The sequence below is a fragment of the Pseudomonas sp. NFPP25 genome, assembly GCF_900116505.1.
GTDB classification, from domain to species: domain Bacteria; phylum Pseudomonadota; class Gammaproteobacteria; order Pseudomonadales; family Pseudomonadaceae; genus Aquipseudomonas; species Aquipseudomonas protegens.
On sequence record NZ_FPBG01000009.1, the window covers coordinates 171,990 to 194,182 of the forward strand.

Sequence of the window (22,193 nt, forward strand, 5' to 3'; positions counted from 1 at the left end):
GTTCATTTGCTTTCCAGTTGCCCCAGGGGCACGCGCCGTTCAATGGCGCTGGAGAGCACGATGGAGGTCTTGCTGAAACCGAACTGGGCCACGCGGTTGATCAACTCCTCCAGCTCCGGCATCGATCCCACTGCGGCCTGCATGATCACGCAAGGGTCGCCGGTGACCCGGTGGCACTCGGTGAGCTGGGGAATCTTGATCAGTTCGTCATAGGCCTTCTGGTTGCCGTGCTGGGCCAGGCGCAGTTCGATCACGCACTGGATCGGCAAGCCGACCTTGGCCATGTCGACTTTGGCCTGGTAGCCGGTGATCACTCCGCTGGCCTCCAGCTTGGCCACGCGCTCGGCCACCGCCGGTGCCGAGAGATTCACCTTGCGTGCCAGCTCGGCGTAACTCGCCCGGCCATTTTCAAGCAGGCTGGCCAGGAGCATGCGGTCGTACTTGTCCATGGAAGGCTCTCGATCTATCCAGCTTTCGAAAGCACGGTATATAGCCCTTATCTCCATCTTTTGGAAAGTGTACGGGCGTTATAAACAGGTTTTGTAACTTAAGTTCCCTGGGCCGAGTTTCTAGAATAGACCTCCCCCTGCCTGCCTCAGAGCCGCCTCCCATGCCTGGCCAAAGCCGTTTTCCGCTGCCGTTGATCGCCGCCTTTTTTGCCCTCTATGTAATCTGGGGCTCGACGTACCTGGTGATTCGCATCGGTGTCGAATACTGGCCGCCACTGATGCTCGGCGGCATTCGCTTCATCATCGCCGGTAGCCTGATGTACGCCTTTCTGCGCTGGCGCGGAGTACCGGCGCCGACCTGGGCGCAATGGAAGGCCGCAGGGATCATCGGTGTGCTGCTGTTGAGCTGTGGCAATGGCGCGGTAACGCTGGCCGAACACTCCGGGGTGACCTCCGGCGTCGCGGCGCTGGCGGTGGCCACGGTGCCTTTGTTCACCTTGCTCTGCGGGTATTTCTGGGGCGCACGCAACACGCGCCTGGAGTGGGCCGGGATCGTCCTCGGGATGATTGGCATCGGCATGCTTAACCTGGGGTCCAACCTGCAGTCGAGCCCGATGGGCGCCGCCTTGCTGCTGTTCGCTGCGGCGGCCTGGGCTTTCGGCTCGGTGTGGAGCAAGCATCTGCCGCTGCCCCAGGGCGCCATGGCCAGTGCCGCGGAAATGCTTGTCGGTGGCGTGGTGCTGATGATCGGCAGTGCCCTGAGCGGTGAGCATCTGGACACCCTGCCTCCGATGGAAGGCTGGCTGGCCCTGGCCTACCTGGCCGGTTTCGGTTCGATCATCGCCTTCAACGCCTACATGTACCTGCTCAAGCACGTGCGCCCAGCCGCGGCCACCAGCTACGCCTATGTCAACCCGGCGGTGGCGGTGCTGCTGGGCATCGTCTTCGTCGGCGAAACCATTGGCATCGAGGAGGCCATGGCCATGCTGGTGATCATCAGTGCCGTAGTGCTGATCGGCCTGCCCCAATGGCGCAAGCCCAAGGCCGCGGCCCAGGAAGAGGCGGCCTGATCACTGTCCCGGTGGCAGGCCGGCCAGGCTCCGTTGGAGAAAGTCGCCGATGACCTGGCTCGCTTGCTGGTGAATCGCTTCGCGGCTGCGCTGGCCGCCGTCCCGGCAGATGATTTCATCCTCGGGGTTCTCTTCCCGGAGCAGGGCCGTGGCGCCTGGCTTGCAGATTTGCATGAAGCTGAAATGGCTGGCATCGGCGATCACCAGCAGGCTGGAGGTGGCCGACGGCAGGTGGGTTCCCAGGTAGCCCGACTCCTGCTCCACCGGCATGCTGGCAATATCGACTCCTGCTCCCAGGATCAGGGTCGGCGTCTGCACCGCTGACAAGCTTTGCGGGGTGAACCCACGGACCAGCCCCGGGTCCAGGGAGACGACCGCCTTGACTCGCGGATCCCGCAGGTCGGTGCCCAGAGAGTCCTGGTTTTGCGGCGCGATCCCCAGCTCCGGAGCCAGCCCGCACAGACGCGGGTTGGGATGCAGCCGACATTCCTCAAGGAAGCGTTGCGGGCTATAGCGGGCGCCGGCCAATGCGGTGACCGTCCAGCCGCCCAGCGAATGGCCGATGGCGGCGATGCGCTGCGGGTCGACCGCGCCTGCCAGGGACTGGTCAGCGCTGAGGGCGTCGATGACCCGGCTCAGGTCCCGCGGCCGATCCCAGAGCCTTGCGGCTTGCACCGGGCGCTTGTCGAAGGTGCTGGTGCCCGGATGATCAGGTGCCGCCACGATATAGCCCTGGCTGACCAATGACGGTACCAGCCAACTGAGGTTGCGCCAGTCGCCGCCATAGCCATGGGACAGCACCACCAATGGATGGGCGCGGGAGGTGGGGTGGGCATCCTTGATCGCCGGCACCCCCTGGAAAACCGGATTTTCCGAGGAGTTGGCAGGCGTTGCCCCGTCCTCGGTGGGGTACCAGAGGACGACATGCAGCTCACGGTTGTGGCTGGAATCCCCTAGCTGGATTTCACGAAAGCCGATGGATTCGGCTGCATAGGCGTGTGGCAGGCAAAGCCCCACTAGCATTGAGGTGTACAGGACAAGATTGCGCATCGCTCACTCCATTGAGCCAGGCCGCAAGAGGCTGCCCGGTGGGGGCTTGTGGCGGCCGAAAGGGCCGCCAGGGGGCCTTAATCGAACCCGCTCAGCAGGACGAGGGCGAATAACACTGCCGCCAGGGCCAGGGAAAACAGCAGGCTGATTCCCGCCACTCGCCATAGCGAGAAGAAGCGCCCGTTGCCGGCCTTGTGCTCTATCACCTGGGGGCCGAACAGTTGGCGTGCGTAAGCGTTCATCCCGTAGATCGGCGGCAGGATGAACACCACCGCAGGGATACTTTCCGGAAGAAAAAAGCCTGCCACGCTCATGGCAATGAAAAGGCCGATGCCCATGGCCCAGACTTTGTTCACTTCGCTCTCGCGGCCCATGGCCTTGAGGTTCTGGCTGATGAAATAGGCGCCGGCCACGGAGGTGCCGATGAAGGTGCTCAGGCCAATGGCCGCCACGCTGTAGAGGCACAGGCTCTGATCGGTTGGCTTGCTGGCCAGGAGTTCGGCGGCAGGGGCCTGGAAGGGGTTTTGGTTGTCCATGCGCGGTGAGGCTCCTTGGGAAGGGCAAAGGGGCGGTTGAGTGCCAGCTCGGGTGTTGCGCTGCCCTTGTGCGCGACCCGTGGCAAACAGTGGGGCGAGCATACACTCACCGGGGCGGGCTTGGCAGGCCTGGGGCGGCCCGGGAGCGAGCCCCTGAATTAGGGTAAACTGCCGCCCATTGCGTCCCTGTGCTGACTTTTTCCTACGGTACCCCCATGACATTCGCCACTCTTGGCCTGATCGAACCCCTGCTGCGCGCCCTCGAAACCCTCGGCTACCAGACCCCGACCCCGGTGCAGGCGCAAGCCATTCCGGCAGTGCTGGGCGGGCGTGACCTGATGGCCGCGGCCCAGACCGGCACCGGCAAGACCGCCGGTTTCGCTCTGCCGCTGTTGCAGTTGCTGACCCTGGAAGGGCCGAAAGTCGATAGTAACTCGGTACGCGCGCTGATCCTGGTGCCGACCCGGGAACTGGCCGAGCAGGTCCACGAAAGCGTGCGCCAGTATGCCGAACACCTGCCGCTGCGCACCTATGCGGTGTACGGCGGGGTCAGCATCAACCCGCAAATGATGAAGCTGCGCAAAGGCGTGGACCTGCTGGTGGCGACTCCGGGGCGTCTGCTGGACCTGTTCCGTCAGAATGCGGTGAAGTTCAGCCAGTTGCAGACCCTGGTGCTGGATGAGGCCGATCGCATGCTCGACCTGGGATTCTCCGAAGAGCTCAAGAGCATCTACGCGGCCCTGCCGAAGAAACGCCAGACCCTGTTGTTCTCCGCCACCTTCTCCGACGCCATCCGCCAGCTGGCCGGGCAGATGCTCAACGATCCGCTGAGCATCGAGGTCAGCCCGCGCAACGTGGCTGCCAACACGGTCAAGCAATGGGTGGTGCCGGTGGACAAGAAGCGCAAGCCGGAGCTGTTCAGCCACCTGCTGCGCAAGAACCGCTGGAAGCAGGTGCTGGTGTTCGCCAAGACCCGCAACGGTGTGGATGCGCTGGTGGAGAAACTCCAGGGCCAGGGCGTGAATGCCGACGGCATCCATGGCGACAAGCCACAGGCCACGCGTCAGCGCGCCCTGGACCGGTTCAAGGCCAGTGAGATCCAGATCCTGGTGGCCACCGATGTGGCGGCCCGCGGCCTGGACATCGAAGACCTGCCCCTGGTGGTCAACTTCGACCTGCCGATCGTGGCCGAAGACTACATCCACCGCATCGGGCGTACCGGCCGTGCCGGTTCCACCGGCGAGGCGATTTCCCTGGTATGCGCCGACGAGGTGAACCTGCTCTCGGCGATCGAGATGCTCACCCGCCAGACCCTCAAGCGCCATGAGGAACAGGATTTCGAACCCGAGCACCGGGTGCCGGAAACCGACGCCAGTGGCCAGGTGGTGAAAAAGCCGAAGAAACCCAAGAAGCCGAAAACCTCCGGCGGTGGCGGCAAGCGCAACCTGGGCAAGTGGGTGGACAGTGGCGAAGTGGCTGAAGCTCCGGCGGTGAAACCGGTGCGCAAGGTGCCGGCTTTCAACACCGGGCCGCGCAAGCGCAAGCCTTGATCTGACATCGCGCCGGGCCCTTCGCCGGCAAGCCGGCTCCTACCCTTGCGTAGGCGCCGACTTGCCGGCGAAGCTGTTTATGGCTGGCGCCGCAACCACTTCAGCATCCCCAGCCCCGCCTGGCGCCCGCTGGCAAAGCAGGCGGTCAGCAGGTAGCCGCCGGTCGGCGCTTCCCAGTCGAGCATTTCCCCTGCGCAAAACACTCCAGGCAACTGCCGAAGCATCAGGTCGTCGTCCAGGGCTTCAAACATTACGCCGCCGGCGCTGCTGATGGCTTCGTCCAGTGGGCGAGGCTTGATCAGCGTCAGGGGCAGGGCCTTGATGGCTGCCGCCAGGAGCGCCGGATCGTTGAAGCTCTCTGCCGGGGTCAGCTCCCGCAGCAACGCCGCCTTTACCCCCTCGATTCCCAACTGGCCCTGCAAGTGCTTGGCCATGGACCGCGAGCCGCGTGGCTTGGAAAGGGCGACCTGGACCTTGTCTAGGGGCTTGTTCGGTAGCAGGTCGATATGGATCGTCGCCTGCCCGTGCCGGTTGATGGATTCGCGAATCGGCGCCGACAAGGCATAGATCAGGCTGCCCTCGATGCCGCTGGCGGTGATCACGCATTCACCCAGCCGTGGTGCGTCGTCATCAAGGCCGATGGCCACGTTCTTCAGCGGCGCGCCGGCGAATTTGCTGCGCAGCAGCTCGCTCCAGGCGCTGACCTCAAAACCGCAATTGCTCGGTTGCAAGGGGGCGAGCTGCACACCGCGCTGTTCCAGCAGGGGCAGCCAAGCCCCGTCGGAACCCAGGCGTGCCCAACTGCCGCCGCCCAATGCCAGCAGGACCCCTTCCGCCCGTACCGCACTTTCACCCTCGGCATGCCGGATGCGCAGGCTGCCGTCGGCATTCCAGCCCAGCCAGCGGTGCCGAGTGTGGATAACGACTCCGGCATCGCGCAGGCGCTTGAGCCAGGCGCGCAGCAGCGGCGCAGCCTTCATGTCGGTAGGAAACACCCGGCCGGAGCTGCCGACAAACGTCTGGATACCCAGCTCATGAATCCACTGGCACAGCGCCTCGGCGCCAAATTCCCGCAGCAACGGGGCGATGTGCGGCGCACGCTCGGCGTAGCGCGAGAGGAAGGCCGGATAGGCTTCGGAGTGGGTGATATTCATGCCACCCACCCCGGCCAGGAGGAATTTTCGGCCCACCGATGGCATGCCGTCGTACAGGTCGACCTGAATCCCGGCCTGGCTCAGTACCTCGGCGGCCATCAGGCCGGCGGGGCCGCCGCCGATAATCGCGACGCGGGAAGTAAGGGTGGGGGACATCAAAAAGCCTAGAAAATGGAAGGGGCGGTTATTGTAAGCAATGCTCGGGAACAGCGCCTGCTGGATGAGTTGCCGGCCAGTGCCGTCTTCATTCAAACGACCTGTACCCATCCGGGTTATTCGACTGCCAACGCCACGTATCCTCCATCATCTCCTTCAAACCGCGTTCTGCCTTCCAGCCCAGGTCGTGCAGTGCCTTGGACGGATCCGACCAGCATTGCGCAATGTCGCCCTGACGGCGTGGGGAGAGGGTGTAGGGAATGGTGCAGCCAGAGGCATCCTCGAATGCCCGGATCATTTCCAGTACTGAGTAACCCACCCCAGTCCCGAGGTTCCAGGCATTTATACCGGTGTGCTGGGAAATGTAGTTCACGGCTGCTATGTGCCCTTTGGCAAGATCAACTACATGAATGTAGTCACGAACACCGGTGCCGTCGGGGGTGGGATAGTCGTTGCCATAGATGGAAAGTCTTTCGAGCTTTCCCACAGCGACACGGCTTATGTAGGGCAATAGGTTTTCCGGCAGGCCGTTTGGATCTTCGCCCATCAGTCCACTCTGATGGGCGCCCACCGGATTGAAGTAGCGCAACAGGGCGACTGACCAGCGTGGATCGGCGGCTGCCATATCCTGCAGTATCTTCTCTACCATCAACTTGGAGGTGCCATAGGCGTTGGTAGGTGTTCCCAGCGGGCTGCTTTCGACCAGCGGTATCTGCACCGGGTCGCCGTACACTGTGGCAGAGGAACTGAACACCAGGCGGTAGACGCCTGCGCTGGCCATGGCCTGGCACAAGGTGATGCTGCCACTGACGTTATTCTGATAGTAGGGCAAAGGCTGTTTTACGCTCTCTCCGACGGCTTTCAGGCCCGCGAAGTGCAATACCCCATCGATCTCGTGCTGGCTGAAAATACGGTCAAGGATGGCGCGGTCGCAAACATCACCTTGAACAAATACAGGGGCGACACCGGTTATTTGTTGCACGCGCTGTAGCGAGAGCATGGAACTATTGCACAGGTTATCCAGAACCACCGCCTCATGGCCGGCCTGAAGCAATTCGAGCACCGTGTGTGAGCCGATATACCCTGCACCGCCAGTTATTAAGAACCGCATAGTTATGAGCCTGTTTCAAGTGAGTGCTGACAGTCCGGTCGCAATGTTATCTGGAACTGATGGTGGAAATTGAAAAAATGATACAGCACCACCAACAGTTTTCTGTGTGAGTTCGTTGCGGGCTCTTTGCTTGAGCAGCACTTCATCCATGTTTTCCAGCTAATAACCAACTACTTGAGCTCTACCCGAAGATAGTAATCTCAGGGTTTAAGGCGAGGTTGTATTCGTCGGTTTTGATCATCACTGTTTTCAATAAACTGTGGTGTTATGGAAAGGTAGTTTTTATATCTGGGTAACTTTTCTGTGGGGGCGTGCTTGTCGGCGATCAGGTGCAGTTTGAGATGCTTGGGCGTTTCTCGATTGATCTTCTTGAGAAACTCCAGCCACTGCTGATGTTGTCATTCAATACTCCCCATCCCCCTTGAAGCCAGTCCAGGTTTGCGAAAAACGCCAGGGAGGCGGGTCTGCGCCCTGATCAAAAAACAGGCACCGCTCTGCAGGCCTTGCAGAGCAAGGGGCCTAGCGTGTTTCACGCAGGTTATCCACAGGCGGCTCCACAGGGATTGGGGGTAAGACGCTCACAACTGTATGACCGTCTGATGTCACTGATCAAAAAACAGGCGATGGCCTTGAGGCCCCGTGGAACAAGGGCTGCAGAGGCTTTCTCCCAGCTTATCCACAAGCGGTTCCACAGTGGATGTGGGTAAGGCCTGCGGATGTCAGTAGCACCCTGACGATTCCCAGACCTTTTGGGCACTGTGGTGAAGAATGCCGTGGCGCCGGGCCAGGGCCTGGCGGTCCTTGCTGTAGCCGCCGCCGATCACGCCGACCACCGGGATGTCGCGGCCCAGGCAATGGCGCATGACCCGTTCGTCGCGTTCGGCCACGCCGGCATCGGTGAGTTTGAGGTAGCCCAGGGCGTCGTCCTGATGCACGTCGACCCCAGCGTCGTACAACACCAGGTCCGGCTGGTACAGGGGCAGCAGGTAGTTGAGGGTGTCGTCCACTACGTTCAGGTAGTCGGCGTCGCCCATGCCCATGGGCAGCGGGATATCCCAGTCGCTCTGGGCCTTGCGCGCGGGGAAGTTCTTTTCACAGTGCAACGAGACGGTCACCGCGTCGGCGGTATGTTGCAGGATCCGCGCGGTGCCATCGCCCTGGTGCACATCGCAGTCGAATATCAGCACCCGGCCCACGCGCCCGCTTTCCAGCAGGTAATGGCTGATCACCGCCAGGTCGTTGAAGATGCAGAACCCCGCCGGGTAGTCATAGTGGGCGTGGTGGGTGCCGCCGGCCAGGTGGCAGGCCAGGCCATGTTCCAGTGCCTGTTCGGCGGCCAGCAAGGAGCCGCCGACCGCACGCACCGTGCGCCGGGCCAAGGCTTCGCTCCAGGGCAGGCCAAGGCGCCGCTGGTCCTCCCGGGACAACTCGCCGCTCATGTAGCGTTCGATATAGGCCGGGTCGTGGGCCAGGGCGAGGATTTCTGCCGGGCACAGCTCGGGGCGCAGCAGGTCGGCGTCGCGGGTCAGGCCACTGTCCACCAGGTGATCGCGCAGCAGGCGGAACTTGTCCATGGGGAAGCGGTGCTCCGCCGGGAACTCGGGGCTGTAGTCGTCGTGATAGATCAATGGCAATGGCATGGCATTTTCTTAGAGTAACCCGTGAAGGATCCTACCAGCGATGTAGACTTGCACCCACGGAAACGGAGGGCACTGATGGAGCCGATACTGCAACTCGAAAGCGCGCGCCTGCTGCTGCGTCAATGGCGCGACGATGATTTGCCGGCATTTGCGGCGATGTGTGCCGATCCGCAGGTCATGCGCTACTTTCCGGCGCCCTTGAGCCGTCTGGAAAGCGCGGCGCTGATCGGCCGGGTGCGTGGGCATTTCGCCGAACATGGCTTCGGACTCTGGGCCCTGGAGCGTAAGGATAGCGGTGAGTTCATCGGTTTTACCGGTCTGGGCGTCGTGGGTTTCGAAGCGCCCTTCACGCCGGCGGTGGAAATCGGCTGGCGCCTGGCCCGCGAGCACTGGGGCCTGGGTTACGCCAGTGAGGCCGCCTGGACCGCCCTGCGCTGCGCTTTCGATCGTCTGGCGCTGGAGGAGGTGGTGGCGTTCACGACCCGGACCAATCTGCCGTCGCAGAAGGTCATGCAGGCCATTGGTATGCATCACGCCGTCGAGGATGACTTCGAACACCCGAACCTCGCTGGCGATCACCCGCTGCGCGAGCATGTGCTGTACCGCATTACCCGCGAACAATGGTTGGAAACCTTGCATGGATAGCAAGCGCGCACGTTTAGAATGTGCCGATGAGGTGCGACCCCAATTGATTTGACCGCCGCAGCCGAGATTGCGCGGTTTTGCTCTGTGTGAGGAGAGTCTGAATGAGTCATGTGCTGGATGATCTGGTCGATCTGTTGACCCTGGAAGCCATCGAGGAAAACCTGTTTCGCGGTCGCAGCCAGGACCTCGGTTTTCGCCAGCTGTTTGGCGGCCAGGTGCTCGGCCAGTCGTTGTCCGCGGCCAGTCAGACGGTGGAGGAGGCGCGCCATGTGCACTCCATGCACGGCTATTTCCTGCGCCCCGGGGATGCCGCGCTGCCGGTGGTCTACCAGGTGGACCGGGTGCGCGACGGCGGCAGCTTCAGCACCCGGCGAGTGACGGCGATCCAGAAAGGCAACCCGATCTTCACCTGCAGCGCCTCGTTCCAGTACGACGAGCAGGGTTTCGAGCACCAGAACAGCATGCCCCAGGTGGTCGGGCCGGAAAACCTGCCATCGGAGCTGGAGATCACCACCCAGCGCGCCCACCTGATTCCCGAGCACATGCGCGAGAAGCTGCTGTGCCCCAAGCCCATCGAAGTGCGCCCGGTGACCGAGAAGGACCCCTATAACCCGCAGCCCATGGATCCGGTGAAGTACGTCTGGTTCCGCGCCGACGGCGCCCTGGCCGACAGCCCGGCGCTGCACAAGTACCTGCTGGCCTACGCTTCGGATTTCGGCCTGCTGACCACCTCGATGCTGCCCCACGGCAAGTCGGTGTGGCAGAAGGACATGCAGGTCGCCAGCCTCGACCACGCTCTGTGGTTTCACGCCGACCTGCGTGCTGACGACTGGCTGCTGTATGCCATGGACAGCCCCTGGGCCGGAAACTCCCGGGGCTTCTCCCGGGGCAGCGTGTTCAACCGTGCCGGGCAGTTGGTGGCCTCGGTGACTCAGGAAGGGTTGATCCGCCATCGCAAGGATTGGGCATGAGTCTTTCAGAGATAAAACATTGGGTGTTCGACATGGACGGCACCCTGACCATCGCTGTGCATGATTTCGCGGCGATCCGCGAGGCGCTGTCGATTCCTGCCGAGGATGACATCCTCACACACCTGGCGGCCTTGCCGGCGGACGAATCCGCGGCCAAGCATGCCTGGCTGCTGGAACACGAGCGCGACCTGGCCCAGGGTTCGCGCCCGGCGCCGGGTGCGGTGGAACTGGTGCGGGAACTGGCCGGGCGCGGTTATCGCCTGGGCATCCTCACCCGCAATGCGCGGGAGCTGGCCCATGTGACCCTGGAGGCCATCGGCCTGGCGGACTGCTTTGCCGAGGCCGACGTGCTGGGCCGCGACGAAGCACCGCCCAAGCCCCATCCGGGCGGTTTGCTGAAGCTGGCCGAAGCCTGGGATATCTCGCCGTCACGGATGGTCATGGTGGGGGACTACCGCTTCGACCTGGACTGCGGGCGGGCCGCCGGGACCCATACGGTGCTGGTCAACCTGCCGGACAACCCCTGGCCGGAGCTGACCGACTGGCATGCCCGGGATTGTGCGCAGTTGCGCGACCTGCTGTCGGCCTGAGGGCTCTGTTCGCCGGCAAGGCTCCCGTCGGAGCCTTGCCGGCGAAAGCGTCATTCCAGGCAGCGCCTTTCTTTACTTGAACACTGCCGCCTGCCCCTCGGGCGAGGTGAACATCCGGTCACCGTCATGCCCGACCCCGGGCACCTCCACCAGCCGTTGCAGCAAGCCTTGCGGATGACGCCGCACCAGGTAGTCGAAGTAGTTGTGTCCGCGAATCAACCGGTACGCGCCCTGGGTCTCGGCGGCGCAGCTCTTGTCCAGGGCGGGATGGTTGGGATCGGTGTCCTGCTGGCCCAGCAGGTAGGTGATGTCGCGCGTCACGTAGCCCTGTTCGAGTTGCGCCGGGGAATGGCCACCGGCATAGGCCGGCAGCCGGTTCAGGCCGTACTTCCAGTCGTTGAAGCCCGGGCAACTGGCCGGTTCGAATGCCACCGGGCGCCATGCGTCGAAGTAGGCGTAGGACGACGGATTGGCGATCACGTAGCGCAGGCCGATCCCGGCCTTTTCCAGCTCGGGGTGGCTGCCGGTGCTCAGCGCATAGCGCTGCACCACCTGGGCGCCGCCGGAGTGACCGGCGATCACCACTTCCTTGAGTGCCGGAAAACGTTTGCGGTCTTCCAGGCGCTGGAGGATGGCATCGAGCACCGCATAGGAGCTGATGGCCTGCGGGCTAACTGAAGGCTCGCCGGCCATCCAGCCATTGCCCTTCCAGCGCAGTAGCGCGTCTGGCAATTGATGGCGGGCGATGTCGCTCTGGTTGAGAAACTGCGGGGCGATCACCAGGGTTGTTGTGCTTTGCCCGGCCTGCCCGGCAGCGCTTTGCCCACTGTGCAGATACGTCTGGGCGTTGCGCAGCCGGCCGTGAACGATGATCAGGGCCCGCTCTACGCCCGGCAGTGGCTGGCGCCAATCCTGGCTCAGGCCCAGCGCCAGTTGCCCGCCCTCCAGGGGCAGGCGTTGCGGGCTGATGACCTTGACCCCCTGTTCCGCCGCCTGGGCGCCGCAGCCACCCAGGCACAGCAGCAGGGCCAGCAAGCGGCGCATCTACAGGCTCCTGGCGCTGAAGGTATCGCACTGGCTGACCTGGCCCTGGCTGAAGCCGGTCTTGAACCAGCGCACTCGCTGCGCCGAGGTGCCGTGGGTGAAGGAGTCCGGCACCACTCGGCCCTGGCCTTGCTGCTGCAGGCGGTCGTCACCGATGGCATTGGCGGCGTTCAGGGCTTCTTCCACATCCCCGGGTTCCAGCCAGTTCAGGCGCTTCTGTGCGTGATAGGCCCAGACCCCGGCAAAGCAGTCGGCCTGCAGCTCCTGGCGTACCAGCAGGCCGCCATCGCCTTGCATCTGCTGGCCTTGCTGGCGCGCGGCCTGGATTTTTGCCGAGACCCCGAGCAGGGTCTGCACGTGGTGCCCGACCTCATGGGCAATCACGTAGGCCTGGGCGAAGTCGCCGGCGGCGGAAAAGCGCTGGGCCATCTCCCGGAAGAAGTCCATGTCCAGGTACACCTGGCGGTCGGCGGGGCAGTAGAAGGGCCCGCTGGCGGAAGTGGCCGCGCCACAGGCGGAATTGACCCGGCCCCGGAACAGGATCAGCTTGGGCGGCTGATACTGGCGGCCGGCTTGCTGGAAGATCTGGCCCCAGGTGTCTTCGGTGTCACCGAGGATGGCGCGGACAAACTCTGCCTGTTCGTCATTGGCCGGTGGTGCCTTGCGTGCCTGGGTGGTGGCCGGCGCTGAAGTCTGCCCGCTCTGCTGGCCCAGCAGTTGCCCGAGGATCTGCAGCGGATCCTGGCCGGTGGCCCAGCCGATGCCGACGATCAGTACGATCGCCGTCAGGCTCAAGCCCTTGCCTCCACCGAACCGCATGCCACCGCCACCGCCGGCGCTGCTGTCATCTCGCGCGTCCACGACATTGTCGCTGCGCCGGCCTTTTTTCCAAAGCATGGGGGTGTCCTCGTTTTTTCTGCTGGTCAGTGTTGCTGGTGGCTCGAACCGGCGCCAGTCCGGTCGTCAGGGATTTTTCTGCACGCTACCATGGCCCGGTTACGGATCGATCCGATCCAGGTGCATTCGGGGCTCCCTATTGAACATCGATACCCGCATCAAATTCCGTCACTTGGTGTGTTTTCTTGAAATGGCCCGCCAGGGCAGCCTGGCCCGGGCGGCCGATGTCCTGGCGGTGAGCCAGCCGGCGATGTCGAAAACCCTCAAGGAACTGGAAGCGTTGCTGGAGACCCGGCTGTTTGCCAGGAGCAAGGCCGGCCTCAGCCTGACCGAGGCCGGGCGGGCCTTCCTGCGTTATGCCGGGCCTTCGGTGCAGGCCCTGCGGGAAGGTGTCAGCAGCCTGCGCGGCGGTGAGTACGCCGCCGGGCTGGTGCGCATCGGTGTGCTTTCCACGGTGGAAAGCCTGCTGCTGCCGGAGGTGATGCGGCGCCTGCATCAGCGCCATTCGGCGCTGACCGTGAGTGTGCTGACCGGCCCCAGTGCTTACCTGCTGTCGCAATTGCGGGTCGGCGACCTGGACCTGGTGGTGGGGCGCATGACCGAGAGCCCGGAGATCCACGGCCTGAGCTTCGAGCACCTATACAGCGAATCCATGACCCTGGTGGCCCGCCCGCAGCATCCACTGGCAACCGGCCCTCTGGACCGCGACGCGGTGAGCGCCTATCCCCTGGTGCTGCCCCTGGCCGGCACCAGCATTCGCAAGCACGCCGACAGCCTGTTCATCCAGTGCGGCATTGCCCCGTCGCAGCAGCGTCTGGAAACCCTCTCGGTGGCCCTGAGCCGACGCTACACCTTGTCCAGCGACGCGCTGTGGATCGCGCCGCTGGATGCCGTGCGCCTGGACCTGGCCAATGGCGAATTGCAGGAGCTGGACCTGGGCCTGCGCGAACCCGGTGGCTCGGTGGGGATTTCCAGCAATGCCAGCCTGCCCTTGTCCCTGGCGGCGCAATGGGCGGTGGAGGTGCTCCGGGAAGTGGGGCTGGCCTATCGCGAGGGCAGTTATCCATAACCATTTGGTTATTGATTGAGGGCGGCATTTCAATTTTCCCCGCTCCTGGTTTGTTTGAAACTGCGCCGGCTGCGCTCCATAAATCAAACAACAGGAGATCGACATGTCTGATGCAGACAGCAGTCGCTTCGTGATTCGCGACCGTAATTGGCACCCCAAGGCCCTGACCCCCGACTACAAGACCTCCGTCACTCGCTCCCCGCGCCAGGCGCTGGTGAGCATTCCACAATCGGTCAGTGAAACCACAGGCCCGGACTTTTCCCACCTGCGCACCGGGCGTTTCGACAACGACCTGCTGCTCAACTTCAACAACGGTGGCTTGCCCGTGGGCGAGCGGATCATCGTTTCCGGGCGGGTCTGCGATCAGTACGGCAAACCCATTCCCCATACCCTGGTGGAAATGTGGCAAGCCAACGCCGGCGGCCGCTACCGGCACAAGAACGACCGCTACCTGGCGCCCCTGGACCCGAACTTCGGTGGCGTCGGCCGGGCCCTCACCGACCGTGATGGCTACTACAGTTTCCGCACCATCAAGCCCGGCCCCTACCCATGGCGCAACGGCCCCAATGACTGGCGTCCGGCGCATATCCATTTCTCCATCAGTGGCCCGTCGATCGCCACGCGCCTGATCACCCAGCTGTATTTCGAAGGCGACCCGCTGATCCCGCTGTGCGCGATCGTCAAGTCCATCGCCAACCCGGACGCGGTACAGAGCCTGATCGCGCGCCTGGACATGGGCGGCGCCAACCCCATGGATTGCCTGGCCTACCGCTTCGACATCGTGCTGCGCGGCCAGCGCAAGACCCACTTCGAGAACTGCTGAGGAGCCTGACATGCCTGTTCAACTGCTGCCTGAAACCCCCTCGCAAACGGCCGGCCCCTATGTGCATATCGGCCTGGCCCTGGCGGCCGCGGGAAACCCGCCGCGCCCCGAGGAAATCTGGAACCAGATGGCCAAGGCCGATGCGCCGGGTGAGCGGATCCTGCTGATCGGCCACGTCTACGATGGCAATGGCCACCTGGTGCGCGATTCATTCCTGGAGTTCTGGCAGGCCGACCACGCCGGGGTCTACGACCCGGTGTTCGATACGGAGAAACCGTTCAACTGCTTCGGTCGCACCGCCACCACCTTCGATGCCGGGGAATGGACACTCAACACGGTCAAGCCCGGGGTGGTGAACAACGCCGCCGGCGTGCCCATGGCGCCGCACATCAACCTGTCGCTGTTTGCCCGGGGGATCAATATCCACCTGCACACCCGGCTGTACTTTGCCGATGAGCCGGAAGCCAACGCCCAGTGCCCGGTGCTGAACCTGATCGAACAGCCCCAGCGCCGGGAAACCCTGCTGGCCCATTCCTGTGAGGTCAATGGCCAGCGTGCCTACCGTTTCGATATCCGCATTCAGGGTGAAGGCGAGACAGTGTTCTTCGATTTCTGAAGCATCGCCAAGCCAGGGATGGCCAGCGCTCGAGAATCCGCCCCCTGACGCCACGCTGCGGTGTCAGGGGGCGTTTCGTTTCAGTGGTCGAAGTGGTCCCACACCGGGGCGAAATCCGGGTTGACCTGACGCTGGTCCTTGGGCAGGGCGGCGATCAGCGCCCGGTCTGCATCGTCCAGGTGGATCTTCAGGGACTCCAGGTTGGCCAGCTGGTTGGCCCGGCTGCTGGCCTTGGGGATGGCTGCCACATTGTCCTGGTCGAGCAGCCACTTGAGGGCCACCTGGGTCGGCAGCACGCCGTGCTTGGCGGCGATCTGCTGGATTTGGGCCACCTCTGAGACCTTGTTGCGCGCCAGCGGGGTATAGGCGGTCAACACCATGTCGCGCTCGCGGGCGTAGTCCAGAAGGCCGCTCTGGCCCAGCAGCACGTGGTACTCCACCTGGATCGCCGACAGCGGCGCGCCCAGCCCTTCGATCACTCGGCGCAGCAGGGCCAGGGGAAAGTTGGCCACGCCAATGTGTTTCACCAGCCCCTGCTCCTTGAACGACACCAGGGCCTCGATGCTGCGTTCCAGTTCCCGGTCGCTGGTGGGCCAGTGAATGTGGAACAGGTCGATGTAGTCGGTTTGCAGGGCTTTCAGGCTGCGCTCCAGTGAGTGGCGCATGGCGGTGGGGTGCAACTGGTCCCACCAGACCTTGGTGGTGACGTGGATCTGCTCCCGGGGCACAGGAGTGTTGGCCAGGGCCTGGCCCACCGCTTCTTCGTTGTTGTAGGCCTGGGCGGTGTCGATATGCCGGTAACCCAGTTCCAGTGCCTGTTCCACGGCGCGGGTGCATTCCTGGTCGAGCATTGGCCAGGTGCCCAGGCCGAGCTTGGGCATGTGCAGGCCGCTGTGGGTGAGGACGGGGCAGTCAAGGGTATGAGGCATGGGCAATCTCCCTGTGGATAAAAGAGCACAGCCGGTTGAGGGGCGAGTGACGATCCGGGCTGCGGGGGTGTTGCTGAAGGTTGGACAGCATTGGCGGGCGGAAAATGCCCGGAAAATCGATGCGGCGGGCAAGCCGTTATTTTGCGTTTTATGGAAGCGGGTTCCAAAAAATATACGAGCTCGGCTACCCTGCCACAAGGCGCCGTGCCGGGTACAAGACTCGATCGGCGCCGATTCCGGGCGGTAATCGAACACCGCCGCCCGGTTCCCCAACCGGCCGCTTGTCTCTAGAATCGGCCAAATTTTGTCGGGACCCGACCATGGCTGGCAGTCAAATCGAACGCGTCTTCAGTGTTCTCGAACGTCTTACCGCTGATCCCCGTGGGCTGCCGTTGCAGACCCTGGCCGAGCAGCTGGAGATTCCCAAAAGCGCCACCCACCGCTTGCTGGCGGAGCTGATCCGCCTGGGTTATGTGCGGCAGAACCCGGACAACCTGCGCTACCAGCTGTCCACGCGGCTGGTAGCCATGGGCTTTCGCTACCTGTCCGCCAGCGGCGCCGATATCGTTCAGCCAGTACTGGACCGCCTGGCGGTCGAATCCGGCGAGCTGGTGCGCCTGGGCGTGATCGAAGGCGAGCGCCAGACCTGGATCGCCAAGTCCCAGGGCGCCCGTTCCGGCTTGCGCTACGACCCGGACATGGGTCGTGAGGCACCGTTGTTCTATACCGCCTCCGGGCATGCCTGGCTGGCCACCCTGAGTGATGCCGAGGCCCTGTCCCTGGTGGAGCGCCAGGCGGCCGAGCCCCCGACGGACCTGGGGCCCAACGCTCCGCGCTCGAACATCGAACTGCTGGAGCGCCTGCGCCTGGCCCGGGAGCAGGGCTATGCCTGGGTCGAAGAAAGCTCCGCCGTGGGCACCTCGGCGATCGCCGCGGTGGTGCGCCATCCCATTGATGGCCGGGTCGTGGGCGTGCTCAGCGTTGCCGGGCCCAGCGCACGCCTGCCTCTGGCGCGGCTGCACGAGCTGGCGCCACTGCTGTTGCAGTTTGCCGAGGAACTGTCGGCCGCCAGCCAGGCGTCCGAGTTGTTCAATTGAGGTAACGCCGCAGGGCCTTGCTTGGCGATCTGCCGCTGGGCCGCTTGATACCGCCGCGTCTGTTGCACAGCCGTTCGCAGCCTGCGGCAGCGGCTACGCAGACCTCGACTCGGCACAAAGCTGTTCGATAATCGGACGGTATTTTTTATCCCTCTTGTGTGAAAGTGGAACTGAGTTCTAAATATTTGAAATTCAGTGTCCCTATAACAATCACAAGAGGATCTTCCATTGAGCACGCCACTGCGCATCGCCCTGATCGGCGTCGGCAATATGGGGCAGCAGCACTATCAGCACCTCAAGACTCTGGCCGAGGCCTGCCTCTGCGCGGTGGCCGATCCCGGACCCCAGGCGGCGGCTGTCGCCGCACAATGGCAGGTGCCGCACTTTGCCGATCACCAGACCCTGCTCCGGGAAGTCCGCCCGGATGCGGTGATCGTTGCCAATCCGAACAACCTCCATGTCAGCACCGCCCAGGATTGCCTCGCCGCAGGCGTGCCGGTGCTGCTGGAAAAACCGGTGGGCGTGCATCTGGATGAAGTGCGCGAATTGGTAGCGGCCACGCGGACCACTGGGGTCCCGGTGCTGGTGGGTCATCATCGACGGCACAACCCATTGATCGCCCGCGCCCATGAACTGCTGCGCAGCGGCGCCCTGGGGCGCCTGACCAACGTCACCGCACTCTGGCAATTGCAGAAGCCCGAGCACTATTTCGACATTCCCTGGCGCCGCGAGGCCGGGGCCGGCATGTTGCTGACCAATCTGATCCACGACCTGGACCTGTTGCGCCACCTGTGCGGCGAGGTGCGCCAGGTCCAGGCCATCACCAGCAACAGCGTGCGCGGCTACGCCAACGAGGATTGCGCAGCGGTGCTGCTGCAATTCGACAACGGCGCCCTGGGCAGCCTGACCGGTTCCGACGCCGCGGCCGCGCCCTGGAGCTGGGAGCTGGATTCCGGGGAAAACCCGGTGTACCCCCGCCAGCCCGATCAGCCTTGCTACCTGCTGGCCGGTACTCAGGGGGCCTTGAGCATTCCTCAGCTCAAGCGCTGGCACTACGCCGAGGCGGGCGCCGGTTGGCACCAGCCCTTGTTGATGCAGCAGGAAAGCTTCGTGCCGGATGAGGCGTTGCGCTTGCAACTGCAGCATTTCGTCAAGGTCGCCCGGGGCGAAGTCACGCCCCTGGTCAGCGCCGCCGATGCCGCTCGTACCCTGGCCCTGATCGAAGCCATTCGTCAGGCCGCCGCCACGGGGCGCGCCTGTACCCCGACCCCCATTGAGTGAACAACTGATGAGTGAGCGGATTTTTTCCCTGGCCAGCCTGACCGTGCTGGAGCTGTCTCCGCCCGAGATGGTGGAAGTGGCGGCCCGTGCCGGCTACAGCCATGTGGGCCTGCGGCTGGTGCCGGCGACCCCGGAGGAACATCACTTCCCGCTGGTGGCGGATGCCGGCTTGCGTCGGCAAACCCAGGATCGCCTGCGCGATACCGGAGTGCGGGTGCTGGATGTGGAAATCCTGCGGCTCAAGCCGCAGACCCGGATCAAGGACTTCGAGGGCGTGCTGGCAGTGGGCGCCGAGTTTGCCGCCAGCGAGTTGCTGGTGGCGGGCAATGACCCGGATGAAGCCCGCATGACCGACAACTTTGCCGCCTTGTGTGATCTGGCGGCGCAGTATGGCTTGCACCCCCATCTGGAGTTCATGCCCTGGACCGATGCGCGCAACCTGGAGCAAGCCGTGCGCGTGGTGGAGAACGCCGCTCGCAGCAACGGCTGCGTGCTGGTGGACGCCTTTCACTTCGACCGCTCGGGATCGCGCCTGGAGGACCTGGCCAAGGTGACTCCGGCGCGGTTGCGGTATGCCCAGTTGTGCGACGTGGCCGGGCCGCGGCCGGATGATATGCAGGAAATCTTGCGCCAGGCCCGTAACGAGCGGCGTTTCCCGGGGGAGGGCGATTGCGATCTGGCGGGGCTGCTCAAGTGCCTGCCGGAAAACCTGCCCCTGAGCCTGGAGATTCCTACGGTGCAATTGCTGGAGCAGGGCGTGAGTGCCTTGCAGCGAGCACAGATGGCCCTGGACAGAACCCGGGAGTTGCTGGCTCGGATTTGAAGCCGCGCAGGCCTTTCGCCGGCCAGCCGGCTCCTGCCAACATCCGGTAGGGGCCGGCTGGCCGGCGAAGCCCTTTCTACACTTGCCCCAAGGAAAGCCCATGACCCGCAGCACGCCCCTTTCCGGGATCAACCACCCTTTCAAGGGCATTGTGCTGATCGTTCTGGCGACCTTTCTGTTCGCCAGCCACGATGCCCTGTCCAAATACCTCTCGGGATTCTTTCCGGTGATCATGGTGGTCTGGGCCCGTTACCTGATCCACACCCTGCTGATGGCCGGGATCTTCCTGCCGCAATCCGGCCTGCGGGTACTACGTAGCAAGCGACCGCTGCTGCAACTGCTGCGGGCCTTGTGCCTGTTGAGCACCAGTTTGCTGTTCACTTCGGCGCTGCTGTTCATTCCCCTGGCCGAGGCCACGGCGGTCAACTTTCTCGCCCCGGTGCTGGTCACCGCGTTGTCGGTGCCTTTGCTTGGCGAGCAGGTGACCCGGGGCCAGTGGCTGGCGGTGATCTGCGGTTTCGTGGGGGTGCTGATCATCGTTCATCCGGGGGGCGAGCTGTTCACGCCGGCGGTGTTGCTGCCGTTCTGTTCGGCGCTGTTCTTCTGTTTCTATCAACTGCTCACGCGCAAGCTGGCCGAGCATGACAGCCCCACCACCAGCAACTTCTTTGCCGGGTTGTGCAACACCCTGGTAATGACGGCACTGGTGCCGTTCTTCTGGCAGACCCCCGGGTTCCTCCATGGCTTGCTGATGCTGGCGCTGGGGGCTTGCGGCATGAGTGCTCACCTGTTCCTGACCCAGGCTTTTCGCCATGCGGCGCCGGCCCTGTTGGCGCCCTTTGGTTACTGCCAGATTGTCTTTGCCGGGCTGCTGGGCTGGCTGCTGTTCGGCCATACGCCGCCGCTGATCACCCAGTTGGGCATCGCCGTGATCTGCTTCAGCGGGTTGGCGGCGGCCTGGCAGCAACGCCACCGCTGAGACGGCTCAAAAGCGCAAGCGCACCACCAGGTTCTGTAGGCCGGCCGCCAGGTGCGACAGCTCCTGGCTGGTGGCGTTGGTGCGCGTGGCGGCGTCGGCGCTTTCCAGGGACAGGTCACGGATGTTCAGCAGGTTGCGGTCCACTTCACGGGCCACCTGGGCCTGTTCTTCCGAGGCACTGGCGATCACCAGGTTGCGCTCGTGGATCTGTTCCATGGCCCGGGTGATTTCCCCCAGGGCCAGCCCGGCCTGCTCGGCGATGGACAGGGTCTGGGCCACCCGCTGACTGTTGCCGTGCATGGACTGCACCACGCTGTCGGTGTCGCCCTGGACCCGGCCGATCATCTGTTCGATTTCCTGGGTCGACTGCTGGGTGCGATGGGCCAGGGCCCGCACTTCGTCTGCCACTACGGCAAAACCACGGCCGGCTTCCCCAGCCCGCGCGGCCTCGATGGCGGCGTTCAGGGCCAGCAGGTTGGTCTGTTCGGCAATGGCGCGGATCACGTCCAGCACCTTGCCGATTTCCCGTGACTGCTCGGCCAGGGTCTGCACTTGCTGCAGGGCGATGCCGACATCGCTGCTCATGGCCTGGATCGCGTCCAGGGTCTGGGTCACCCGGGCTTGCCCCTGGGTGGCCTGGGCGGTGGACTGGCGGGTGGTGTCGGAGGTGGACACTGCGTTGCGTGCCACTTCCTCGACGGCCGCGGTCATCTCGTTGACGGCCGTGGCTGCTTGCTCGATTTCGTTGTGTTGCTGCTGCAGCCGGCTGGAGTCCTGATGGGTGCTCTGGCTCATCTGTTGCGCGGCGGCGGCCAGTTGGGTCGAGGTGCTGCTGATCAGTTGCAGGGTTTCACGCAGGCTGGCCTGCATCCTGGCCAGGGCCTTGAGCAGGCGCGCGGTTTCATCGCTGCCCTCGCAGTGGATGGGGCGGCCGAGATCGCCGGCGGCCACTTGCTCGGCCACGCTCACAGCCTGGCGGATGGGCACGACGATGCTGCGAATCAACAGCCAGGCCAGGCACAGGGTCAGCAGGGCGACGGCGATCAGGGCGCCGATCACCGTGATTTTTACTTGGGTGTAAAGCGCGTCGGCATGCTGCGCCGACTGGCTGACCTCCTCGGCAGTCAGGTTCATCAGCTCGGCGAACTGATCGCCGGTCTGGGTCGAGTAATCCTGGATCTTGCCGTTGAGCAGCGCTGTCATCTCGCTGCTGCGGTTGTCCCGGGACAGGGCTTCGTACTGGGCCAGGGCCTGTTGGTAGCTCTTGACCGTGGCGAGGAATGCTTCGTATGGCACCCGATTGTGATCGCCCACCAGCGGCGCGAACCTGGCCAGGGCCTGGTCGAGCCAGGCTTGTACCTGATGCAGGCGGGCAATGGTGCTTTCCAGCACTTGCGGTTCACGGTTGAGGGCCATGCGCAGGCTCAGCACGCGGATGCTCAACACGTAGTCGCGCACTTCTCCCAGGTAGCGGGTGCTGGGCAGGGAAATGTTCTCGGTGTGTTGGCCGGTGGCGCGGACTTCGGCCACTTGCTTGAGGGCGAACAGCCCCTGCAGCAGGACCAGCAGGGCAATCACGCCGAAGCTGATCACGGCGCGTTGGGCGATGCTCAGGTTACCGAGCGTCATGGGACGATCTCCGAGTCTGGAAAAACAAAAGGGGGGGAGGGCGAGCCGATAAAAAAACGCAGGCCCGGAGTGGGCCTGCGTGAA

Annotated in this window: 23 protein-coding genes and 1 pseudogene; 12 read left to right on the forward strand and 12 right to left on the reverse strand. The window is 64.0% G+C overall.

Features of this window, described 5'->3' with window-relative positions:
• Window positions 1-2 precede the first annotated feature (2 nt).
• The gene (locus BM382_RS29785) at window positions 3-449 is read right to left on the reverse strand and encodes an Lrp/AsnC family transcriptional regulator (protein WP_011063630.1); all 447 of its coding nucleotides are present in this window, start codon (window positions 447-449) and stop codon (window positions 3-5) included.
• Window positions 450-610: 161 nt separating this feature from the next.
• On the opposite strand from BM382_RS29785, the gene yedA reads away from it, so the two are divergent.
• The gene (gene yedA / locus BM382_RS29790) at window positions 611-1,519 is read left to right on the forward strand and encodes a drug/metabolite exporter YedA (protein WP_011063629.1); all 909 of its coding nucleotides are present in this window, start codon (window positions 611-613) and stop codon (window positions 1,517-1,519) included.
• Here yedA and BM382_RS29795 read toward each other — a convergent pair whose 3' ends face one another.
• Complete coding sequence (locus tag BM382_RS29795) at window positions 1,520-2,569, reverse strand: alpha/beta hydrolase family protein (RefSeq protein WP_072444941.1); 1,050 nt, start codon at window positions 2,567-2,569, stop codon at window positions 1,520-1,522.
• Between the two features lie 77 nt (window positions 2,570-2,646).
• Window positions 2,647-3,105: a hypothetical protein gene (locus BM382_RS29800; RefSeq protein ID WP_072444943.1), complete on the reverse strand. Its 459-nt coding sequence runs from the start codon at window positions 3,103-3,105 to the stop codon at window positions 2,647-2,649.
• A 215-nt stretch (window positions 3,106-3,320) separates the two neighbouring features.
• Between BM382_RS29800 and BM382_RS29805 the strand changes: the two genes are divergently transcribed.
• Window positions 3,321-4,655, forward strand: a complete 1,335-nt coding sequence (locus tag BM382_RS29805) for an RNA helicase RhlE1 (protein WP_011063626.1) — start codon at window positions 3,321-3,323, stop codon at window positions 4,653-4,655.
• Between the two features lie 77 nt (window positions 4,656-4,732).
• Here BM382_RS29805 and BM382_RS29810 read toward each other — a convergent pair whose 3' ends face one another.
• The 5 genes and pseudogenes from BM382_RS29810 to BM382_RS29820 form a co-directional block, all read right to left on the reverse strand.
• Entirely contained in the window at window positions 4,733-5,965 is a 1,233-nt protein-coding gene (locus tag BM382_RS29810) for a TIGR03862 family flavoprotein (protein WP_170866363.1), read from the reverse strand.
• Between the two features lie 88 nt (window positions 5,966-6,053).
• Window positions 6,054-7,076: a UDP-glucose 4-epimerase GalE gene (gene galE, locus BM382_RS29815; RefSeq protein ID WP_072444947.1), complete on the reverse strand. Its 1,023-nt coding sequence runs from the start codon at window positions 7,074-7,076 to the stop codon at window positions 6,054-6,056.
• 15 nt (window positions 7,077-7,091) lie between these two features.
• Window positions 7,092-7,226, reverse strand: coding sequence for a hypothetical protein (locus BM382_RS32220; RefSeq protein ID WP_275656343.1), 135 nt, complete (start codon window positions 7,224-7,226; stop codon window positions 7,092-7,094).
• Window positions 7,227-7,348: 122 nt separating this feature from the next.
• Window positions 7,349-7,498 (reverse strand): annotated as a pseudogene (locus tag BM382_RS32140) (IS630 family transposase); the annotation flags it as partial.
• A gap of 297 nt (window positions 7,499-7,795) precedes the next feature.
• Window positions 7,796-8,716, reverse strand: coding sequence for a histone deacetylase family protein (locus BM382_RS29820; protein ID WP_011063623.1), 921 nt, complete (start codon window positions 8,714-8,716; stop codon window positions 7,796-7,798).
• 75 nt (window positions 8,717-8,791) lie between these two features.
• On the opposite strand from BM382_RS29820, the gene BM382_RS29825 reads away from it, so the two are divergent.
• The 3 genes from BM382_RS29825 to BM382_RS29835 all read left to right on the forward strand — a co-directional run bounded on the left by BM382_RS29825 (window position 8,792) and on the right by BM382_RS29835 (window position 10,922).
• Window positions 8,792-9,361, forward strand: coding sequence for a GNAT family N-acetyltransferase (locus tag BM382_RS29825; RefSeq protein ID WP_011063622.1), 570 nt, complete (start codon window positions 8,792-8,794; stop codon window positions 9,359-9,361).
• A gap of 101 nt (window positions 9,362-9,462) precedes the next feature.
• Window positions 9,463-10,332: an acyl-CoA thioesterase II gene (gene tesB / locus BM382_RS29830; RefSeq protein WP_011063621.1), complete on the forward strand. Its 870-nt coding sequence runs from the start codon at window positions 9,463-9,465 to the stop codon at window positions 10,330-10,332.
• On the forward strand, window positions 10,329-10,922 hold the full coding sequence (locus BM382_RS29835) for an HAD family hydrolase (RefSeq protein ID WP_019093834.1): 594 nt from the start codon (window positions 10,329-10,331) through the stop codon (window positions 10,920-10,922). Before tesB ends, BM382_RS29835 begins: the two co-directional genes overlap by 4 nt.
• A gap of 72 nt (window positions 10,923-10,994) precedes the next feature.
• Here BM382_RS29835 and BM382_RS29840 read toward each other — a convergent pair whose 3' ends face one another.
• Window positions 10,995-11,966, reverse strand: coding sequence for a hypothetical protein (locus BM382_RS29840; RefSeq protein ID WP_072444949.1), 972 nt, complete (start codon window positions 11,964-11,966; stop codon window positions 10,995-10,997).
• Window positions 11,967-12,863: a KPN_02809 family neutral zinc metallopeptidase gene (locus tag BM382_RS29845; protein ID WP_011063618.1), complete on the reverse strand. Its 897-nt coding sequence runs from the start codon at window positions 12,861-12,863 to the stop codon at window positions 11,967-11,969. It lies immediately after the preceding gene.
• A gap of 139 nt (window positions 12,864-13,002) precedes the next feature.
• On the opposite strand from BM382_RS29845, the gene pcaQ reads away from it, so the two are divergent.
• From pcaQ to pcaG, 3 genes are all read left to right on the forward strand, one after another.
• A complete protein-coding gene (gene pcaQ, locus BM382_RS29850; RefSeq protein WP_019093836.1) occupies window positions 13,003-13,932 on the forward strand; it encodes a pca operon transcription factor PcaQ in 930 nt (309 codons plus the stop codon).
• Window positions 13,933-14,035: 103 nt separating this feature from the next.
• Window positions 14,036-14,755, forward strand: coding sequence for a protocatechuate 3,4-dioxygenase subunit beta (gene pcaH, locus BM382_RS29855; protein WP_072444951.1), 720 nt, complete (start codon window positions 14,036-14,038; stop codon window positions 14,753-14,755).
• 10 nt (window positions 14,756-14,765) lie between these two features.
• Complete coding sequence (gene pcaG, locus BM382_RS29860; protein ID WP_072444953.1) at window positions 14,766-15,371, forward strand: protocatechuate 3,4-dioxygenase subunit alpha; 606 nt, start codon at window positions 14,766-14,768, stop codon at window positions 15,369-15,371.
• An 80-nt stretch (window positions 15,372-15,451) separates the two neighbouring features.
• Here pcaG and BM382_RS29865 read toward each other — a convergent pair whose 3' ends face one another.
• A complete protein-coding gene (locus tag BM382_RS29865; RefSeq protein ID WP_072444955.1) occupies window positions 15,452-16,300 on the reverse strand; it encodes an aldo/keto reductase in 849 nt (282 codons plus the stop codon).
• Window positions 16,301-16,620: 320 nt separating this feature from the next.
• Here BM382_RS29865 and BM382_RS29870 point away from each other — a divergent pair, with 320 nt between their 5' ends.
• The 4 genes from BM382_RS29870 to BM382_RS29885 all read left to right on the forward strand — a co-directional run bounded on the left by BM382_RS29870 (window position 16,621) and on the right by BM382_RS29885 (window position 20,480).
• On the forward strand, window positions 16,621-17,397 hold the full coding sequence (locus BM382_RS29870) for an IclR family transcriptional regulator (RefSeq protein ID WP_011063613.1): 777 nt from the start codon (window positions 16,621-16,623) through the stop codon (window positions 17,395-17,397).
• A gap of 228 nt (window positions 17,398-17,625) precedes the next feature.
• Complete coding sequence (locus BM382_RS29875; protein ID WP_072444957.1) at window positions 17,626-18,678, forward strand: Gfo/Idh/MocA family protein; 1,053 nt, start codon at window positions 17,626-17,628, stop codon at window positions 18,676-18,678.
• 7 nt (window positions 18,679-18,685) lie between these two features.
• Complete coding sequence (locus BM382_RS29880) at window positions 18,686-19,501, forward strand: sugar phosphate isomerase/epimerase family protein (RefSeq protein ID WP_072444959.1); 816 nt, start codon at window positions 18,686-18,688, stop codon at window positions 19,499-19,501.
• 100 nt (window positions 19,502-19,601) lie between these two features.
• Window positions 19,602-20,480, forward strand: a complete 879-nt coding sequence (locus BM382_RS29885) for a DMT family transporter (protein ID WP_072444961.1) — start codon at window positions 19,602-19,604, stop codon at window positions 20,478-20,480.
• A 6-nt stretch (window positions 20,481-20,486) separates the two neighbouring features.
• Here BM382_RS29885 and BM382_RS29890 read toward each other — a convergent pair whose 3' ends face one another.
• The gene (locus tag BM382_RS29890) at window positions 20,487-22,109 is read right to left on the reverse strand and encodes a methyl-accepting chemotaxis protein (RefSeq protein WP_072444963.1); all 1,623 of its coding nucleotides are present in this window, start codon (window positions 22,107-22,109) and stop codon (window positions 20,487-20,489) included.
• Between the last annotated feature and the right edge of the window lie 84 nt (window positions 22,110-22,193).

Bases quoted from the DNA above. Each gene is read 5' to 3' on its own strand.
- BM382_RS29835 (WP_019093834.1), top strand. From the start codon at position 10,329: ATGAGTCTTTCAGAGATAAAACATTGGGTGTTCGACATGGACGGCACC.
- BM382_RS29880 (WP_072444959.1), top strand. From the start codon at position 18,686: ATGAGTGAGCGGATTTTTTCCCTGGCCAGCCTGACCGTGCTGGAGCTG.
- BM382_RS29845 (WP_011063618.1), bottom strand. From the start codon at position 12,863: ATGCTTTGGAAAAAAGGCCGGCGCAGCGACAATGTCGTGGACGCGCGA.
- BM382_RS29795 (WP_072444941.1), bottom strand. From the start codon at position 2,569: ATGCGCAATCTTGTCCTGTACACCTCAATGCTAGTGGGGCTTTGCCTG.
- pcaH (WP_072444951.1), top strand. From the start codon at position 14,036: ATGTCTGATGCAGACAGCAGTCGCTTCGTGATTCGCGACCGTAATTGG.
- yedA (WP_011063629.1), top strand. From the start codon at position 611: ATGCCTGGCCAAAGCCGTTTTCCGCTGCCGTTGATCGCCGCCTTTTTT.
- BM382_RS29870 (WP_011063613.1), top strand. From the start codon at position 16,621: ATGGCTGGCAGTCAAATCGAACGCGTCTTCAGTGTTCTCGAACGTCTT.
- BM382_RS29840 (WP_072444949.1), bottom strand. From the start codon at position 11,966: ATGCGCCGCTTGCTGGCCCTGCTGCTGTGCCTGGGTGGCTGCGGCGCC.
- BM382_RS29865 (WP_072444955.1), bottom strand. From the start codon at position 16,300: ATGCCTCATACCCTTGACTGCCCCGTCCTCACCCACAGCGGCCTGCAC.
- BM382_RS29885 (WP_072444961.1), top strand. From the start codon at position 19,602: ATGACCCGCAGCACGCCCCTTTCCGGGATCAACCACCCTTTCAAGGGC.
- galE (WP_072444947.1), bottom strand. From the start codon at position 7,076: ATGCGGTTCTTAATAACTGGCGGTGCAGGGTATATCGGCTCACACACG.
- BM382_RS29805 (WP_011063626.1), top strand. From the start codon at position 3,321: ATGACATTCGCCACTCTTGGCCTGATCGAACCCCTGCTGCGCGCCCTC.
- BM382_RS29825 (WP_011063622.1), top strand. From the start codon at position 8,792: ATGGAGCCGATACTGCAACTCGAAAGCGCGCGCCTGCTGCTGCGTCAA.
- BM382_RS29810 (WP_170866363.1), bottom strand. From the start codon at position 5,965: ATGTCCCCCACCCTTACTTCCCGCGTCGCGATTATCGGCGGCGGCCCC.
- BM382_RS29890 (WP_072444963.1), bottom strand. From the start codon at position 22,109: ATGACGCTCGGTAACCTGAGCATCGCCCAACGCGCCGTGATCAGCTTC.
- BM382_RS29800 (WP_072444943.1), bottom strand. From the start codon at position 3,105: ATGGACAACCAAAACCCCTTCCAGGCCCCTGCCGCCGAACTCCTGGCC.
- tesB (WP_011063621.1), top strand. From the start codon at position 9,463: ATGAGTCATGTGCTGGATGATCTGGTCGATCTGTTGACCCTGGAAGCC.
- BM382_RS32220 (WP_275656343.1), bottom strand. From the start codon at position 7,226: ATGGATGAAGTGCTGCTCAAGCAAAGAGCCCGCAACGAACTCACACAG.
- pcaG (WP_072444953.1), top strand. From the start codon at position 14,766: ATGCCTGTTCAACTGCTGCCTGAAACCCCCTCGCAAACGGCCGGCCCC.
- BM382_RS29785 (WP_011063630.1), bottom strand. From the start codon at position 449: ATGGACAAGTACGACCGCATGCTCCTGGCCAGCCTGCTTGAAAATGGC.
- BM382_RS29820 (WP_011063623.1), bottom strand. From the start codon at position 8,716: ATGCCATTGCCATTGATCTATCACGACGACTACAGCCCCGAGTTCCCG.